The following is a 17,332-nucleotide window of genomic DNA, read 5'->3' on the forward strand; positions in this document are numbered from 1 at the left end:
AGAATGCATTTATGCATGAGGGTGTAGGAGAACATGGCAAGTACGCTTTATATACAAATTCCATCTAAGTCTGCTTTGGAAGACTTAGGTCCATGGAATCAGCACCAATTTTCCTATTGCTTGGCAAGTTCGGACAAAAGAATAATCCAGCAGGGCCAGCTTGATTTTAAAACTGCGCAAGAGATGATCAGCAGAGTGGATTTGGTCACGTTTTTGCTGTCAGGGAGTGATGTAAGTTTTGTGGACTTGCAACTTCCTCCTATGCCGTTTGCTAAGTTGAAAAATGCCTTCCCCAATTTATTGGAAGAATTTGTCCTCAGTGATCCTAGTGAGCTTTTATTCGTTGCTCATCCACCTCAAGATGGACGTTGTCGTGTTGCGGTTGTTGCTCGCGATTGGATGGAACAAATTTATGGTTTAGGGTCGCAATTAGGTGCGACCAGAATCGCAGCTTACGCGATGTCTGATACTCTAATTGCTGATGATAATCAGATGACCGTCGCTATTGATCTTTCAGCCGCCAACCATCGCGCTTTTCAAGTGACTGCGCGTAGCTCGGACAATACGACTGCTGGTTTGGATATTGATATCGGCAGCTTGCCTTTTGATGCGCCAGAGAGCGTTGAACAGTTGCGAAATGCAATAATGATCCTGACGCAAAATCGTGATTGTGTCATTTTTCTGTCGCCAAATCTCGCCACGACTCTTTCGGAGAGTGCGCTTCAATTGACTGAGTCAGTACAGATACGTGCATTAGATTGGCAAAGCAAAATTGCAGGTTATTCAATTCAAAGTTTGAACTTGCTGTCGCCCCTTGGAATCGGAGGTAAACACAGTTTTGATTGGCTGAAATGGCGCTGGTCTATCACATTGGTGCTAGCGATGTCGCTTATTAGCTTATCCGCCCTGAATTGGAAATGGCTCAGTATGAAGAGAGAATCGGATAATGTTTCGGATTCAATTCAAGCTGCTTATCGGAACGCCTTTCCAAAAGAGCCTGTTTCGCGCGATCCTTTATTTCAAATGCAGCAAAAAATTAATGCAGCAAAAAAATTGTCCGGACAGTCTGGGAATGATGATTTTTTAGTCTTAAGTGCTCAGTTTGCTTTTGTTTGGGGACAGTTCGTGCCAGCGCAAAACTTAGCGACGATTGCCACTATTGAATATCGTGAACGCAGCTTGTTTGTTACGCCTAAAAATCTTGGAGATGTTCCTATAGACCTCGTTAGGAATGCTTTGAAGGAGCGAAAGTTGAAGCTTGATGCACAAGATGGTGTCTTAAAGATCTCTGTTGATGTAGGTGGGATGTAATGAATCGAAATGAAATTTTGAATGAGTTGCGAGAAAACTGGAATCGTCGCGAGCTGCGAGAACGTCGGATTTTGATTGGTGTCGCTCTGATCGTCATATCAAGTTTGGTTTTTTTACTTGGCGTTAGCCCTGCGATGGATGGAATAAAGAATTTGGAAAAATCCTTGCCAGAACTAAAATCTCAAGCAGCTAGTATGGCGAATATGGCAGCGCAATATGAGCAATTGGCGAAAAATGTCGCGGAGAATATTCCACCAATTACGCGCGAGACCATTGAGTCGACTTTAAGCCGTCGAAGTATTAAGACGCAGTCACTGACGGTATCGAACGATATTGTGCGCTTTCAGGTCAACGTCGTTGCTTACTCAAATATGATGGAATGGATTTTGGAAATGCAAAAAGCGGCACGCTTGACCGTTGAAGAGGCAAAGGTCACAGCTTTGACTGACCCTGGTCAAGTGAGTATCGTCATCACCCTAAGACAGCAGCGCTCCGGAAGTTAGTATGCAAAGAAAAACCGTGCTTGGCTTGATTTTGGTTGGTGTGTTGAGCGTGTTCGGCACAGTAATTTATTTTCTACCTGCGAGCTGGGTAGGTATTCTCTTGGAAAGACAGACATTAGGGCGAGTGAGCCTTGGCGATATTCAAGGTAGTTTTTGGCAAGGGTCGGCCTTCTTGGGTGTGGCTGTCGATCGCAGCTCTCCATTGACGCCTTTGTTTCCTGGACGCTTTAGCTGGAAAATTTCTCCAGCTTTGTTACTAGGGCAAGTAGCAGTTCATGTTGAAAATAATGCTGCAATGTCGGCGCCACTGAGAATTACTGGGAATCTGCACACATGGCAAATCAGCCCAGCGAGCATTCGCTTGCCACCAGAACGACTTGAAGGATTTGGAGCTCCGCTCAATACCATAGGCCCTACAGGTAAGATCAATTTGCGTTGGGGGGCGTTAAATATTGAACGAGCAGAAAATGCTTTGATGCTGGTTGGGAATATGCATTTGGAATTGCAGGAGATGGCTTCAAGAATAAGTTCGATTAGGCCTTTGGGTAGCTATGACTTGAATATACTTTGGCGTGGAGATAGCGCTGAAATGCAGTTGAGTACAACGGTTGGACCTTTAATGCTTGAGGGACTTGGTGGACTAAAACAAGGCCGATTCCAGTTCACAGGGAAGGCTTTTGCTGATAAAGGACAAGAAGAAAAAATGGCAAATCTATTGAATTTGCTCGGGAGACGTCGCTTTGATGGTGACAAACAATTCATCGCTTTAGAATATAAATGAGACAAACTGTATGAAGAAGATACAAACTATTTCGGCTAGTTATCAAGTTAAATCCCATACAAAAAAATGGCATCAGGCCATATTGCATGCCGCAATGGTCAGCGGTATGGGGTTGTTAGCCGCCAGTGCGACGCAGGGTGCCTGGGCGCAAGAGGCGACACAGAATACAGCGGGACTTAATTTTGTGAATGCTGATATCGAATCGGTCATCAAAGCAATTGGACATTACACAGGCACGACATTTGTGATCGACCCGAGAGTGAAGGGGCAGTTGACTCTCGTCTCAGAGAAACCTCTGACGAAGGAACAGGCTTTTAAGCTGTTAACTTCTAACTTGCGAATGCAAGGATATGCAATCGTTACATCGGACGGATTTTCGAAAGTGGTACAAGAGGCTGACGCAAAATTGCAAGGCGGTCCGACACAAGTCAAAGGTGTGAAAGGCGACCAGATCATCACCCAAGTCTTTCGTATTAATTACGAAGCGGCAAACAACATTGTGACCGCATTGCGACCATTAATTTCACCGAACAATATCATCAACGTCAACCCGGGAAATAATTCCATCGTCATTACAGATTATTCCGACAATATGCGTCGCATGTCAGAAATCATTGCTTTGCTTGACGTACCATCTAATCCTGAATTGGAAATTATCCCGATTAAACACTCGATCGCTGCTGACGTTGCGACAATGGTGACGCGTTTAACTGAAGGAAATCAAGCGAGTGCGGATGCTGGAAGGACTGTCGTTCTCGCTGACTCGAGAACGAATTCTGTGTTGGTCAAAGCCCCGTCAGTAGCACGTGGAAATCTGATCAAATCATTGGTTGCAAAGTTAGATCAACCAACAGAATTGCCAGGTAATGTCCATGTAGTCTATTTAAAAAATGCGGAGGCCGTGAAATTGGCCGCGACCTTGCGTTCAATTTTAAGCGGTGATAGCTCTTTACCTTCGAACTCGAATTCCTCCAACAACAGCACTAGTTTTTCCAATAACGGACAAAGCGGTATAGGTGCTGGGGCTGTACAAGGAAATAATTCTGCATTAACTACATCCGGATCGAATCTGAGTCTGCCAATTAGTACTAACAATAATAGTCAAGGGCAAGCAGGAGGGGCAGGTGGATTTATTCAAGCTGATCCGGCAACGAACACTTTGATTATTACTGCCAGCGATGCGGTGTATCGGAACTTACGCACGGTTATCGATCAACTTGATGCGCGTCGTGCACAAGTTTATATCGAAACTTTGATTGTTGAAGTGTCAGCCAATCGGATGGATGAGTTGGGAGTTGAATGGGCTGGCGCAAGTGGAAACAGTACCAGTAATTATCGTTTGGGTGCAACCACCTCTTATCCAAATCAAAGTACTCTTATTAATTTGGCGTCCGGCAACGCCGCAACACAGGGGCAGGCACTCCTAGGCAAAGGCTTGAACGTCGGTTTATTTCGTCAGATCGGTGGTCAACTCGGTATTGGTGCATTGGCGCATGCTTTGGCAACAGATGGTTCTTCGAATGTACTCTCGGTGCCGAACTTGGTCACCTTGGACAATGAAGAGGCAACTATTATGGACGGCCAGAATGTGGGTATTGTTACTGGACAATACACGACTGCTACGACTGGCACCGCAGGCTCGAATCCATTTCAGACAATTGAACGTAAAGAAATTGGTATTAAATTGAAAGTTAAGCCCCAGATTTCTGAGGGCGGGACAGTGAAATTGGCCATTGCACAAGAAGTCTCCAACGTTGGCGAGCCAGTGGCCGGCGGTGTGGGAATTACAACGACTGTTCGTTCCATTGCGACGAATGTCTTGGCTGAAGATGGCCAAATTATCGCATTGGGTGGTCTGATTCGCGATGATACTCGAGGTCAAACAGAAAAAGTCCCATTTTTGGGCGATCTCCCAGTCCTAGGTAATTTGTTTAAATACAATAGTAAGAAGCGGAATAAAGTGAATTTGATGGTGTTCTTACGCCCCACGGTGATACGCAGCGCGGAAGATAGTAACAATGTTTCTCTAGATCGTTATGATTACTTACGTACTCAGTACCTACGTAGTATGGAGAATGAAATGGATGTGCCATTTCTCAAATTAGAAAAGGGTAAATTAGCTGTCCCTTCAGCACCTGTATCAATCAAAGAACCGACTAAATCGACTGCAACTGTCTCCAAAGAAGGTCAATAACTCGTATGTCAGAAAATCGATTATTGCCATTTGCTTTTGCCCGAGATTATTCGATTCTCGCCAGCCGCCGAAGTGATGTAGAGGGGGCTCCAGTCGAGCTCAAAGTATCTACAGAGACAAAACAAACAGCCATTTTGGAGGCTGGTCGTCGTTTTGGTCGGATTCATTTGAGTTTGTTGACGCATGGGCAATTACTGGAAGAGATTGCTCGCGCCTATGCTGGATCCGGCGGTGATGCAGCCGATGTCGTTGGTGAAGTGGAATCCGATATGGATTTGGCTAAGCTGATGCAAGATATGCCTGCTATTGAAGACTTACTTGAATCGGCGGACGATGCACCCGTAATTCGAATGATCAATGCATTATTGACTCAAGCTTTGCGAGAGGGCGCATCCGATATTCATATTGAACCTTTCGAGCAAATATCCGTTGTGCGTTTTCGAGTTGATGGTGCCTTGCGCGATGTTATCCGGCCTAAGAAAGCGATTCATGCTTCCTTGGTTTCGCGGATCAAGATTATGGCGCAACTCGATATTGCGGAAAAACGTTTGCCGCAGGATGGTCGTATTACTTTACGAATCGGTGGGAAGCCAGTCGATGTCAGGGTGTCGACGCTGCCAACTGGACATGGAGAACGAGCTGTTTTACGTTTGCTCGATAAAGAAGCAGGTAAACTCGACTTGACCAACTTGGGAATGAGCCCAGAAGTATTGACGCAATTTGATCAGTTAATTTCTCAACCGCACGGTATTGTTTTGGTAACAGGGCCAACTGGCTCAGGCAAAACGACAACCTTATATGCTGCGTTATCGCGAGTGAATGCAGGCACGACGAATATCCTTACCGTCGAAGATCCAATTGAATACGAATTGGCAGGGATCGGACAGACTCAAGTTAACGCGAAAATTGACATGAGTTTTGCAAAAGCTTTACGTGCAATTTTGCGCCAAGATCCTGATGTCATTATGATTGGTGAGATTCGCGATTTGGAGACGGCGCAAATAGCAGTGCAGGCTTCTTTAACGGGACATTTGGTTTTGGCAACCTTGCATACTAATGATTCAGCTGCGGCGGTCACGCGTCTACTCGATATGGGCATTGAACCATTCCTTTTGTCATCCTCGTTATTGGGTGTTGTTGCACAACGTTTAGTGAGAAAACTTTGCGGGCAATGTAAAGTACAGGAGATGGGTGTTTGGAAATCCGTTGGGTGTGAACATTGTGGTCATACAGGTTATCAAGGTCGGGTTGGTGTGTATGAATTACTGCTCACAACCGAGGCCATTTCCGCTCAAATTCATCATCAAGCCTCGGAAGCAGAAATTCGTAGTGCTGCGCAGTCCGATGGGATGAAGACCATGCGGGAAGATGGACAACGCTGGCTCGATACTGGTGTCACCACCCATGAAGAATTGCTTCGTGTAACCAAAGAATAATTCAAAAGCGAGCTAATCCGTGCCAGCATTTCGATATGAAGCCGTAGACTCCTCTGGGGGCAATAAAAAGGGTGTAATCACTGCCGATAGTGCGCGAGCCGCGCGGGCAGATCTGCGTGCGCAACAATTGGTTCCGATATCGGTTGAACAAATCGCGAATCAATCAGGAGAGGGCAAGCGTGGAAAATCTATTTTTGGTGAGCATCTAAATACGGTTGAATTAGCCTTGTTCACTCGCCAACTGTCGAGCTTGTTGGAGGCGGGTCTTCCATTGGAGCAAGCATTTTCTGCATTGTTAGAACAAGCAGAGCGAACCTATATTCGAGATCTGATCGCGTCAATTCGATCGGAAATTTTGGCTGGTTCAGCACTTTCGGATGCACTTAAACAGCATCAAAATGACTTTACTGATATTTATTGTGCTTTGGTTGCTTCAGGTGAGCACATCGGTCAATTGTCGAAAGTACTGTCTCGTCTTGCGGATTATATTGAGCGGAGAAATGCGCTGTCTCAAAAGGTCAAATTGGCTTTCACTTATCCCGCTATCGTGACGGTTGTGGCGTTTGCCATCGTAATTTTTTTGTTGACTTATGTGGTGCCGCAAATCGTCTCAGTGTTTGCCAATACAAAGCAGAAATTACCCTTATTGACAGTTATTATGCTGGCGACCTCAGATTTTGTTCGATCCTATGGATGGTTGTTAGTCCTCGCAATAGCGGGTATTACGATGGGATGTCGAAAAGCCCTTCAAAATCCTCAAATTAAGATGCGCTGGCATACTTGGTTACTTGATGCACCGTTGTATGGCAAATTTGAGCGAAGTTTGAATACAGCGCGTTTTTCGAGCACGCTATCGATCACGACTGGATCGGGTGTGCCTATTTTAAAAGCCTTGCAGACAAGTCGAGAAACGCTCTCGAATGTTGCCATGCGTGAGCAAGTTGAAGAGGCAACGAATAGTGTTCGCGAAGGGGTGAGTTTGGCTCGTGCACTCTCAGTACATAAACATTTTCCGCCCATGTTAATCCACATGATTCGCGCTGGTGAGGTCACGGGAGAATTACCAGCGATGTTGCAGCGCGCATCTGCAGCACAGGAACAAGACTTAGAGCGACGTGCATTAACCATTGCTGGTTTGTTGGAGCCACTTCTTATTTTGGCAATGGGGGTTGTCGTTTTGTTGATTGTTTTGGCGGTGTTGATGCCAATTATTGAAATCAATCAATTAGTGCGATAAACATCATGCAAAAAATTTTTAAATTGAGAAAATCGAGTAAGAAATGATAAAGCGATTGCCCATTATTCTGAACATCATCTTGTTTGGCTTACTTTGTGCTGTATTGAGTTTTTGGGGTTTGCAAATTTTCAAACCGAAAATTAGACCAATTCAAGCGCCAGTTGTTGTTGATAGTTTTGAACCTGCAGTTGGCCAATGGGGCTCGATGTTCGGATTGTCCGCAGTCGCTGAGAGTGCGCCAAGCAGCTATCAATTAAAAGGCGTCATTGTGGCAGCGAAACCTGCTGATAGTGTCGCGATTATCGTTGTTGATGGTAAGCCGAATTTTGCTGTGAAGATTGGGAAAGAGCTCATGCCAGGTGTGAAATTAGAAGAAGTTCACGCGAGCTATGTGATGGTTAGTGAGTCTGGCGTTCCTCGTCGTATTGACCTACCCGTCGTTCCGCAGGGAGGCGGGTCGCAAAACCTTGCGCCCAATCCGGAGGCGATGACCTTTCGCGCGCCGGGTGTAGTGCCTCCACAGACAATGCCTCCTAGTAGCTAGAACTTAACGATCTTATTCATGCCATTTCCAGATTTTTTTCGTGCCGATATCGATATGGCCGATGTGTCATGGCAAGCGATCCTTGAGCGCGGATTGAGTGCGATTGAGCAAATTAATCCAAACTATCTTGCGAACTTGGCGAAGTCAGACTTCTTGCCGACAGAGCATAGACTTTTTGCGGCTTTTTCCATTCCTTTACCTTCGGTTCGTTACGTATTGGTCGGAGAAGGGCCTTATCCCAGAATTCAAAGTGCGACCGGATATTGTTTCATGGATGGTGCCGTCGATGCGCTTTGGTCATGTGGGGCGCAATTAGGACTAAGCAAATCAGTCAATCGTGCCACCTCCTTACGCAACTTTATAAAAATGCTCTTAGTTGCAGATGGCCGACTTGTTGCAACATCGACCTCTGGTATCGCGATGGCTGAATGTTGTTGCAAGCTCCATCAGGAAAGCAGCATGATTATTCAAACTATGAATGATTTACAGCAGAATTTTTTAAGGAACGGCTTTTTAATGTTGAACGCATCCTTGGTATTTCGTGAAAGCGTCTCGCCAGCAGTCGATGCAAAAGCTTGGATTCCTTTTTTTAGAGTCATACTAGAGGCGCTGTCTGGGCAACAAAGTTTGGCGAGATTGATCCTATGGGGGAAAATCGCAGATCGTCTTGATGCGTTCACCGAAACCGCCTTATTTCCGACGAGTCGAGCGGAGCATCCCTATAATTTGAGTTTTATCGCGAATAATGACATGCACAATTTATTCGCGCCCATGCGCTTACTTTATCGGTAGAATTGAAAAAGCACAAAAGCAAGTTGAAAAGCTTTAGATAGGTGTCAACTTAATGTTTTCCAGTTGGGCATTGATGATGTATGTGAGCTAACTTTTTTTGCATATTTGCCTCAAATCAACAAAAAGCCGGCGCTCAATGCTTCCAAGTCAGGAGTGCTCCTGTAAAATGGCTTCTGTTTCTTTGTGTAAACACTTATTGCTCTGTTTTTGATGAACACTCTTCAAATTGGAGTCTTCGCGTCCAACACAATTCAGAAGATTAGATTGCGTTAACATCGGTCAAGTATGTTGAAAAAAATTTCACAGGCAGAAATTCGTAAAGGGATGTACATTCAAGAGCTTTGCGCATCTTGGATGAGCTCACCATTTTGGCAAAAGTCATTCATGATCGATAGTCAAGCGACCATCGAAAAAATCAGGAATGCAGGGATTAAAGAGGTTTGGATTGATACTGCGAAAGGTTGCGATGTTTTAGTTGAGGAAGCGATAGCTCCGACTCCAATTGAAGTTGCCCCTGAAAGCGTGATTGAGCTGGCTCCCATTGAGCCAAGAGTCCCGTTCTCCGAAGTGCAGTCAGTCTCGATGGATGCAGAAATGGGACGCGCTGCGAAAATTGTCGATAAGTCGAAAAGCGCTGTTTTCTCGATGTTTAGTGAAGCGCGCATGGGCAAGGCAATTGAGGCGGAACAAGCAATGCCACTCGTTGAAGAAATAGCGAATTCCGTGATGCGTAACCCTGGAGCCCTGATCGGATTGGCGCGTTTAAAAACGGCCGATGATTACACTTACATGCATTCCGTTGCAGTCTGCGCCCTAATGATCGCTTTATCGAGGCAACTCGGTCTGAACGATGATGATACTAGAGAGGCGGGACTTGCGGGTCTTCTTCACGATATCGGTAAAATGGCAGTGCCAGCGGACATACTGAATAAGCCTGGCAAATTAACAGACGAGGAATTTGTTTCCATAAAAGAACATCCGAGCGCCGGATACGAAATGTTGCTGGAGTCAAAAGGTGTGGGGCAGATTGCTTTGGACGTTTGTTTGCACCATCACGAAAAAATGGATGGAACTGGCTATCCAAAAGGTTTGAAAGGCGATCAAATCAGTCTTTTTGCGAAAATGGGAGCTGTGTGCGATGTTTATGACGCGATTACTTCGAATCGGCCCTATAAGGCGGGTTGGTGCCCAGCTGAATCATTGAAGAAAATGTCGGAGTGGAGTCGTGGACATTTTGACGAAGTCGTGTTCCAAGCTTTTGTGCGTAGCATTGGTATTTATCCAGTTGGGACGTTAGTGAAGTTACAGTCAGGGCGTCTTGGCGTCGTAGTCGAGCAGCAAATCGGTAAGTCATTATTGTTGCCGAAAGTGCGGGCTTTCTTTTCAACGAAATCGATGGCTTACATTTCGCCAGCACTACTTGATTTAAGTGGCCCCGGCAACCAAGACAAAATTGTGTCGCGTGAAGATGCTAGTACTTGGGGTCTCAAGGATATTGATCGCTATTGGTTGGGTGATGCAACTGGTCCGACCTAAGTGTTTACAACTTTTTGCGCTAAAACCAACGACCAGAAATAATTCCTCGCTCGGGTGAATTTCGTGATTTGCATCAGGTAAAATGCAAACATGAAAATTCTGATTAGTAATGACGATGGATACTTGGCACCAGGTCTGCATGCACTGGCCAATGCCCTGCGCCCTCATGCCGAAGTGACCGTTGTCGCTCCTGAAAACAATCGGTCCGGAACATCCAATGCACTCACTCTTGATCGTCCACTAAGGCTGACACGTGCCGAAAATGGATTTTATTTTGTAGATGGCACGCCAACCGATTGCGTCCATATTGCTTTAACAGCCCTGATGGAAACTGCACCGGATTTGGTCATCTCTGGCATTAATCAAGGGCAAAATATGGGGGACGATACCTTGTACTCAGGGACTGTCGCCGCAGCAACCGAAGGCTACTTGTTTGGCATTCCATCGATTGCCTTTTCACAGGTTGAAAAAGGCTGGCGGCACCTTGATGCAGCAGCAAGAATCGCAGCGGAAATCGTGCTAAAAGAATTTACGCAACTGCCGAAACCCTATCTGCTGAACGTTAATATCCCGAATATTGAATTGAGTGCGATTAAAGGAATCCGCGCGGCGCGTTTAGGTAAGCGGCATATGTCCGAGCCAGTAATTCGTTCAACTGATCCTAGCGGTCGCGATATCTACTGGATAGGTCCACCAGGTGCGGTGAAAGATGCCAGCGAAGGAACAGATTTTGATACTGTCGCACAAGGCTTCGTTGCTGTGACGCCCCTGCAGATCGATTTGACTGATCGAGAATTATTACAATCGTTGTCTTTGGGTCTGGCATGAGCACAAAAGAAAAACGTTTTCCACTAAGCCTTTCTGCAGTAGTTGATGCACGTCAAATTACACACAAGCCGTCGCAGACCGCGGTTCAAAATGTCAACGCAGTCCATTCACTCACTCCCAGCAAAATCAAACAAACCCATCAAAATGCTGGGAACGTTCTTTTTACCCAGTCGGTTCCAGATGGCGTTGGGATGGTCTCAGATAAAATTCGAAAAGCCATGGTCATGAGGGTGGCACAGCAAGGCGTTAAGGATGAGATTGTTTTGGCTGCACTTGATGCGATTCCTAGACATTTGTTTGTTGATTCGGGTCTGGCAAGCCAGGCTTATATTGATGCATCATTACCGATTGGCCATCATCAAACGATATCTCAGCCATATATTGTTGCGCGAATGACTGAAATTTTGCGAAATGGCCGGCAACTGCAGAAAGTTTTGGAGATAGGTACAGGATGTGGATATCAGGCGGCGGTGTTGTCCTTGGTTGCGAAAGACGTTTATTCGATAGAGCGCATCAGAGCTTTGCATGAGCTAGCGAAAAACAACTTACGCCCCATGCGTATTCCGAATATCCGCTTGCATTATGGAGATGGCATGTTAGGTTTGCCACAAGTCGCTCCGTTTGACGGTATCATATTGGCAGCGGCGGGAATGGAAGTGCCACCCGCATTGCTCGAACAATTGGCGATTGGAGGACGTTTAATCGCACCAGTCGGTGGACGTCAGCAGGTTTTACAGTTGGTAGAGCGGGTAGGACCACGGGAATGGACCAGTTCAGTTCTCGAGCATTGCCATTTTGTGCCCTTGCATAAGGGTGTGATTTAGCTCTGTACGATGTTGAATTAGTTCGTAGCGAAATTGAGAAAAAAGAGAAGTTTATGAAGCTAAGTTGGAGTTTGAAAAACAGTCTAAGTCTGGGAGCCCTTATTTTGTTGGTAGCATGCTCAAGTGTGCCAAATAATGCCCCCGTTGTTGAGCGTAGTCAGGATGTTCCAAATAAAACCGAAAAAAACACACCTGAACCAGCAGAAAAAAAAGTAACTCCTCGGCTCAGTTACGTCGTGAAACGCGGGGATACTCTCTCGCGCATTGCGATCGATAATAGTTTGAATATCAATGATTTAATCAGTTGGAATAATTTGAAAAATCCAAGTGATATTAAAGTTGACCAAGTTTTGTGGCTTGCAGCGGCTGATGGCGACACCGCCAAGACTTCGCCGATCGCTGGGAGTGGTGGGATCGAGGTGCGTAATTTGACACCAATTAATCCAGCTACCCACAAGACTAGTCCAAAAGGTGAGAAGCGAAGTTATTCTGAATCGAATTTGGCCGAATTACAAAAAGAGTCAGGTGCTAATCTTGGTGTGACCAAATCTGAAGTAGCAGCTGTAAAAAATGGCGAAAAAGAGAGTGCGGGCGCGGTGGCGCCAATCGATTGGGGGTGGCCAGCAGTCGGGAAAGTGTTAGGCAGTTTTGATGAACAAAAGAACAAGGGCATCGATATCGGTGGCCGAGCCGGTCAAGATATAGTTGCTGCGGCTAATGGCAAGGTTATCTACGAAGTTGCCGCTGTTAGAGGATATGGAAATATGGTCGTGATTACTCATGCAAATGACTATTTAACGATTTATGCTCACAATAAGCTGAATTTTGTAAAAAAAGGGCAGGTTGTGAAGAAAGGTCAAAAAATTGCGGAAATGGGAAACTCGGACAGTGATACAGTCAAACTTCACTTTGAAATTCGTCAAGGTGGAAAGGCAGTTGATCCCACGAAGTTGTTGCCAGCAAAATGATGGTGGGTGAATGAAACCACCCAATTCACTTAATCCGTGGCATTTATTGGAGTGAAGTCGACGTTATGCATAGAAAAACATCACTGGAGATGGCTCTGAAAAAATCCAAACTCGATGATTCCGGAGTGGAAGATCAAATGCGAGATGAAGATATGACAGGGGACGGCTTAGAACGGGATGAGCGTGATCTTGTGAAAGAAAACGAGGACGAGTTAGACGTCGTTGCCGCAGTTGCTATCGCACCAATTGATGAAATTAAAAATATCTTAGCAGCCGAATTATCGACGGACACAACTCAACATTATTTGAATCAAATTGGTACCCGCCCGCTGTTTTGTGCGACCGAAGAGCTACATTTTGCGACACTCGCAAAACAAGGTGATTTTGAAGCACGTCAAAAAATGATCGAGCATAATTTGCGTTTGGTTGTCTCGATTGCGAAGCATTATATTAATCGCGGAGTTGCATTGCTCGACATGATCGAAGAGGGCAACTTAGGTTTGATGCATGCGATCGACAAGTTTGAGCCCGAACGAGGTTTTCGCTTTTCAACTTATGCAACCTGGTGGATTCGGCAAAGTATTGAGCGCGCGATCATGAATCAAGCGAGAACGATACGTTTGCCGGTTCATGTTGTTCGTGAGCTGAATCAGATTCTGCGTGCAAAATATCATTTAGAATCACAGCAGCGCGATGGGAAAGATGCCACGGTCGATGATATTGCGCATTTGGTTAGCCGCCCTTTGGATGAAGTTCAAGACATATTGGCATTGTCGGAGCATGCAATGTCCCTTGATACTCCGTTAGATGGTGATCCTCAAAGCAGTTTATTGGATATGTTGCCAGGTGACAGTGATCACGCACCAGATACGCAAGCTGAACATCACGAAGTGACGATACTAGTGCGTGAATGGTTGTCGAAGTTGCCAGATAAGCAAAGAATCGTCATTACGCGACGGTTTGGTCTTGATAACGATGATCCAGTTACCTTAGAAACTTTGGCTGATGAAATGGGGATCACGCGGGAGCGGGTACGGCAAATACAGCAGGAAGCCCTAATCAAGTTGAAACGTAGCTTCGTTTCTCGTGGTGTAGGACGGGATGCCGTCCTATAAGCTTCTTAAGACCGCAGGCAGTGCTGGACGCAATGGAATAAATTGTTCTTTCTCTTTGCTCGTCAATGCCTGATGAAGTGCTGAATCCAGCGCGCCTCTTCGTGATTTTGGTTCACATTTTCAGAAAACTTTCGTTCGGGTGGCTTTGGTGAAAGCTCTGAAGAAGGTATAATTTCGCTCCTTTGTCCCCTATCTTTTTCCGGTAATTTCATGCCGGCTTTCCTATATGAAAACAATTAATATCCGTTCACTTGACATGGATGCTCGTGGCGTTGGACATCTTGATAATGAAGATGGTAGCCCAGGCAAGGTCGTCTTTGTCGAAGGCGCTTTGCCAGGTGAGGTGGTGGGATTTAACACATATCGCAAAAAACCAAGTTGGGAGGCTGCGACACTTGGGCCTATCGTCAAAGAGTCGTCTCAACGAGTGAAGCCAAAATGTCCGCACTATGGTGTCTGTGGTGGTTGTTCTATGCAGCATCTTGAACCCAATGCGCAAGTCGCAATGAAGCAACGCGTGTTAGAAGACAATCTTGCCCACATTGGGAAAGTGAAACCAGAAATGGTGATGCGGCCAATTTATGGTCCAACATGGGGTTATCGTTATCGTGCCCGACTGTCCGTGAGAAATGTTCACAAGAAGGGTATCGTATTGGTTGGCTTTCATGAGAAAAAATCACGCTATGTCGCCAATATGGAAACATGCGAGATTTTGCCGCCACATATTTCGGCGATGTTAATGCCGCTTCGAGATTTAATATCTTCTCTTACGATCATTGAAGCATTACCGCAAATTGAACTTGCAATTGGCGAAAATGTAACTGCAATGGTCTTGCGAATTATGCAGCCTCTGGGTGAGGGAGATGCAGAAAAATTAAAGGCGTTTGCCGATCGGTACCAAGTTCAATGGTGGCTGCAAACAGCGGGTCCTGATAGCGCACAAGTTTACTCTCCTGCGGCGTCTGACTTGCATTACTTGCTGCCAGAATTCGGTATCAAAATGCCCTTTAAACCCACTGATTTTACACAAGTCAATCACCATATTAATCGCGTGTTGGTTGCCCGCGCATTGCGACTGCTCGATGTGCAAACCCATGATCGTGTTTTGGACTTATTTTGTGGACTTGGCAATTTTACTTTGCCGATCGCAACTCTGGCGCGCGAAGTGGTCGGAATTGAAGGCAGCTCGGCACTGACTGCACGTGCGCTTGAGAATGCTGAGGCAAATGGTGTTGCGAATAAAGTCGCGTTCTCCACGCGAAATTTGTTTGAGGCGAAAGCGGAGGATTTCATCGCCTTAGGAAAATTTGATCGATTTTTGATTGATCCACCAAGAGATGGTGCAATGGCAGTTTGCCAAGCTCTGATCGATTTGCGACTCCAAGCGCCAAGTCTTTTGCCAAAACGAATTGTGTATGTGTCGTGCAGCCCATCAACGCTCGCAAGAGATGCTGGCATGTTGGTGACGCAAGCGGGTTATCGTCTTTCAAAGGCTGGGGTAGTGAATATGTTCCCACATACGTCTCACGTCGAATCGATGGCAGTTTTCGATTTGGAATAACGTAATTTCATTTTGGATTGTAAAGTCAAAAAAACCGGTGCAAAAGCACCGGTTTTTTTGTTTCTCAGACGTCGCGAGGCTTGATTCAAATTGCCCACTTGAAAGTTTTTACGATTCCATGGATACTGAAAGCCAGACTAAATAAAAGATGAGAGAGGAAAATAAAAATATGAAATACGAAGTAATTGATACACAAATTGCGCCAGAAGGGCATTTAGAAGTTTTATCGAAAGCAGAAGTTGCCAGATTGTGGGATACCAGTCATGGTGGCTTATATCAATTGTTTAGAAGTTGTGCTTTGGCTGTTTTAAATTGTGGAAGTGGCCTCGATGATGGCAAGGAATTGCTCGAACGTTACAAAGATTTTGACATCAGCATTGTTCAACGTGAACGTGGAATTAAATTAGATGTGAAAGCTGCGCCAGCCAGTGCTTTTGTTGATGGCGTGATGATTAAAGGGATACAAGAGCATCTGTTCGCGGTATTGCGCGACATTTTGTTTATTGATGGTGAGATTTTAAAAAATCAGCATATCGATTTGGAAACAACGGAGGGTGTGACCGACGCTGTATTTCACATTCTTCGTAACGCAAAATTATTACAGCCACAAATCAGTCCGAATATGGTGGTGTGCTGGGGTGGACATTCTATTTCGGGACACGAATATGACTACACAAAGTTAGTTGGTTACCACCTAGGCTTGCGTGGAATGGACATTTGCACCGGTTGTGGGCCAGGCGCGATGAAAGGTCCAATGAAAGGTGCCACAATTGGTCATGCAAAGCAAAGGATAACAAACAGTCGCTATTTGGGAATTTCCGAGCCTGGCATCATTGCTGCCGAAGCGCCAAATCCTATTGTTAATGACTTAGTGATTATGCCGGACATCGAAAAACGATTAGAGGCATTTGTACGTGTCGCGCACGCCATTATTGTCTTCCCCGGCGGGGCAGGAACTGCCGAAGAAATTTTGTACTTATTGGGAATTTTGCTGCATCCCGACAATGCAAATTTACCTTATCCAGTGATTTTCACAGGTCCGGCTTCCGCTGCAGATTATTTCAAACAAATTGATCAGTTCATTGGTCAGACCTTGGGCAGTGAAGCACAGGCAAAATACACAATCATTATTGACGACCCTGTTGCAGTGGCAAAAGAAGTACAAGCAGGAATAAAAACGGTTCGTGCCTATCGTAAGCAACATGGTGATGCCTATTATTACAATTGGTTGTTAAAGATTGATCGTGAGTTTCAGCATCCATTTGTGCCTACCCACGACAACATGCGTGGCTTGGCGCTGCATAAAAATCAGCCAGCACATTTGCTGGCAGCGAACTTGCGCCGAGCTTTTTCAGGTGTGGTTGCTGGAAATGTGAAAGACCAAGGAATTCGAGCAATCGAGCAGTACGGACATTTTGAAATTTGTGGCGATAGTGAAATCATGCAGGCAATGGATGTGCTGCTCGACTCATTCGTGAAGCAAACGAGGATGAAGTTGCCAGGGAAGACTTATATCCCGTGCTATAAAGTAATTAAATAAGTAGACTTGGAATTATTGAATTACTGCTTTTTTAAGAGGGTAGTGGCTTTGCGAACCATTTTTGTCACATCATTGAAAAAAACTAATATTTCAGATGGGAAATTAGTGTTTATTTGAAAAAAAGTAGCATAATAAGAAAATGGTGCAATAGAGAACTGTCGG

At 45.4% G+C, this 17,332-nt stretch carries 15 protein-coding genes; all 15 read left to right on the forward strand.

Annotated features, from left to right (window positions below):
* Positions 1-33: 33 nt before the first annotated feature.
* The 15 genes from gspL to ppnN all read left to right on the forward strand — a co-directional run bounded on the left by gspL (position 34) and on the right by ppnN (position 17,170).
* Positions 34-1,311 carry a type II secretion system protein GspL gene (gene gspL, locus KDM90_RS00105; RefSeq protein ID WP_212673597.1) on the forward strand — a complete coding sequence of 426 codons (1,278 nt, stop codon included), beginning with the start codon at positions 34-36 and terminating at the stop codon, positions 1,309-1,311.
* Positions 1,311-1,814 (forward strand): type II secretion system protein GspM, encoded by a 504-nt coding sequence (gene gspM, locus KDM90_RS00110; protein ID WP_212673598.1) that lies wholly within the window; start codon positions 1,311-1,313, stop codon positions 1,812-1,814. The genes gspL and gspM overlap by 1 nt, the downstream gene beginning before the upstream one ends.
* A 1-nt stretch (position 1,815) precedes the next feature.
* A complete protein-coding gene (locus KDM90_RS00115; protein ID WP_212673599.1) occupies positions 1,816-2,595 on the forward strand; it encodes a type II secretion system protein N in 780 nt (259 codons plus the stop codon).
* A gap of 10 nt (positions 2,596-2,605) precedes the next feature.
* The gene (gene gspD / locus KDM90_RS00120; RefSeq protein ID WP_230409526.1) at positions 2,606-4,789 is read left to right on the forward strand and encodes a type II secretion system secretin GspD; all 2,184 of its coding nucleotides are present in this window, start codon (positions 2,606-2,608) and stop codon (positions 4,787-4,789) included.
* A gap of 5 nt (positions 4,790-4,794) precedes the next feature.
* Positions 4,795-6,225, forward strand: coding sequence for a type II secretion system ATPase GspE (gspE, locus tag KDM90_RS00125; protein WP_212673600.1), 1,431 nt, complete (start codon positions 4,795-4,797; stop codon positions 6,223-6,225).
* A 19-nt stretch (positions 6,226-6,244) separates the two neighbouring features.
* Entirely contained in the window at positions 6,245-7,462 is a 1,218-nt protein-coding gene (gspF, locus tag KDM90_RS00130) for a type II secretion system inner membrane protein GspF (protein ID WP_212673601.1), read from the forward strand.
* Between the two features lie 43 nt (positions 7,463-7,505).
* The gene (locus tag KDM90_RS00135; RefSeq protein ID WP_212673602.1) at positions 7,506-8,006 is read left to right on the forward strand and encodes a type II secretion system protein N; all 501 of its coding nucleotides are present in this window, start codon (positions 7,506-7,508) and stop codon (positions 8,004-8,006) included.
* 18 nt (positions 8,007-8,024) lie between these two features.
* Positions 8,025-8,798 carry a uracil-DNA glycosylase family protein gene (locus KDM90_RS00140; protein ID WP_212673603.1) on the forward strand — a complete coding sequence of 258 codons (774 nt, stop codon included), beginning with the start codon at positions 8,025-8,027 and terminating at the stop codon, positions 8,796-8,798.
* 285 nt (positions 8,799-9,083) lie between these two features.
* Complete coding sequence (locus tag KDM90_RS00145) at positions 9,084-10,334, forward strand: HD-GYP domain-containing protein (RefSeq protein WP_212673604.1); 1,251 nt, start codon at positions 9,084-9,086, stop codon at positions 10,332-10,334.
* 90 nt (positions 10,335-10,424) lie between these two features.
* Positions 10,425-11,162, forward strand: a complete 738-nt coding sequence (gene surE, locus KDM90_RS00150; RefSeq protein ID WP_212673605.1) for a 5'/3'-nucleotidase SurE — start codon at positions 10,425-10,427, stop codon at positions 11,160-11,162.
* The gene (locus KDM90_RS00155) at positions 11,159-11,986 is read left to right on the forward strand and encodes a protein-L-isoaspartate(D-aspartate) O-methyltransferase (RefSeq protein WP_212673606.1); all 828 of its coding nucleotides are present in this window, start codon (positions 11,159-11,161) and stop codon (positions 11,984-11,986) included. Before surE ends, KDM90_RS00155 begins: the two co-directional genes overlap by 4 nt.
* Before the next feature lie 53 nt (positions 11,987-12,039).
* Positions 12,040-12,954, forward strand: a complete 915-nt coding sequence (locus KDM90_RS00160; protein ID WP_212673607.1) for a peptidoglycan DD-metalloendopeptidase family protein — start codon at positions 12,040-12,042, stop codon at positions 12,952-12,954.
* 65 nt (positions 12,955-13,019) lie between these two features.
* The gene (gene rpoS / locus KDM90_RS00165) at positions 13,020-14,069 is read left to right on the forward strand and encodes an RNA polymerase sigma factor RpoS (protein ID WP_438947417.1); all 1,050 of its coding nucleotides are present in this window, start codon (positions 13,020-13,022) and stop codon (positions 14,067-14,069) included.
* A gap of 226 nt (positions 14,070-14,295) precedes the next feature.
* Positions 14,296-15,630 (forward strand): 23S rRNA (uracil(1939)-C(5))-methyltransferase RlmD, encoded by a 1,335-nt coding sequence (gene rlmD, locus KDM90_RS00170; protein WP_212673608.1) that lies wholly within the window; start codon positions 14,296-14,298, stop codon positions 15,628-15,630.
* A gap of 169 nt (positions 15,631-15,799) precedes the next feature.
* A complete protein-coding gene (gene ppnN, locus KDM90_RS00175) occupies positions 15,800-17,170 on the forward strand; it encodes a nucleotide 5'-monophosphate nucleosidase PpnN (protein WP_230409527.1) in 1,371 nt (456 codons plus the stop codon).
* The last annotated feature ends 162 nt before the right edge of the window (positions 17,171-17,332 follow it).

Source organism: Affinundibacterium fentianense (assembly GCF_018139545.1).
Classification (GTDB): domain Bacteria; phylum Pseudomonadota; class Gammaproteobacteria; order Burkholderiales; family Burkholderiaceae_D; genus Undibacterium; species Undibacterium fentianense.

Excerpts from the sequence above, each read along its gene's own strand:
- gspL (WP_212673597.1), top strand. The coding sequence starts at position 34 with ATGGCAAGTACGCTTTATATACAAATTCCATCTAAGTCTGCTTTGGAA.
- gspM (WP_212673598.1), top strand. The coding sequence starts at position 1,311 with ATGAATCGAAATGAAATTTTGAATGAGTTGCGAGAAAACTGGAATCGT.
- KDM90_RS00115 (WP_212673599.1), top strand. The coding sequence starts at position 1,816 with ATGCAAAGAAAAACCGTGCTTGGCTTGATTTTGGTTGGTGTGTTGAGC.
- gspD (WP_230409526.1), top strand. The coding sequence starts at position 2,606 with ATGAAGAAGATACAAACTATTTCGGCTAGTTATCAAGTTAAATCCCAT.
- gspE (WP_212673600.1), top strand. The coding sequence starts at position 4,795 with ATGTCAGAAAATCGATTATTGCCATTTGCTTTTGCCCGAGATTATTCG.
- KDM90_RS00135 (WP_212673602.1), top strand. The coding sequence starts at position 7,506 with ATGATAAAGCGATTGCCCATTATTCTGAACATCATCTTGTTTGGCTTA.
- KDM90_RS00140 (WP_212673603.1), top strand. The coding sequence starts at position 8,025 with ATGCCATTTCCAGATTTTTTTCGTGCCGATATCGATATGGCCGATGTG.
- KDM90_RS00145 (WP_212673604.1), top strand. The coding sequence starts at position 9,084 with ATGTTGAAAAAAATTTCACAGGCAGAAATTCGTAAAGGGATGTACATT.
- surE (WP_212673605.1), top strand. The coding sequence starts at position 10,425 with ATGAAAATTCTGATTAGTAATGACGATGGATACTTGGCACCAGGTCTG.
- KDM90_RS00155 (WP_212673606.1), top strand. The coding sequence starts at position 11,159 with ATGAGCACAAAAGAAAAACGTTTTCCACTAAGCCTTTCTGCAGTAGTT.
- KDM90_RS00160 (WP_212673607.1), top strand. The coding sequence starts at position 12,040 with ATGAAGCTAAGTTGGAGTTTGAAAAACAGTCTAAGTCTGGGAGCCCTT.
- rpoS (WP_438947417.1), top strand. The coding sequence starts at position 13,020 with ATGCATAGAAAAACATCACTGGAGATGGCTCTGAAAAAATCCAAACTC.
- rlmD (WP_212673608.1), top strand. The coding sequence starts at position 14,296 with ATGAAAACAATTAATATCCGTTCACTTGACATGGATGCTCGTGGCGTT.
- ppnN (WP_230409527.1), top strand. The coding sequence starts at position 15,800 with ATGAAATACGAAGTAATTGATACACAAATTGCGCCAGAAGGGCATTTA.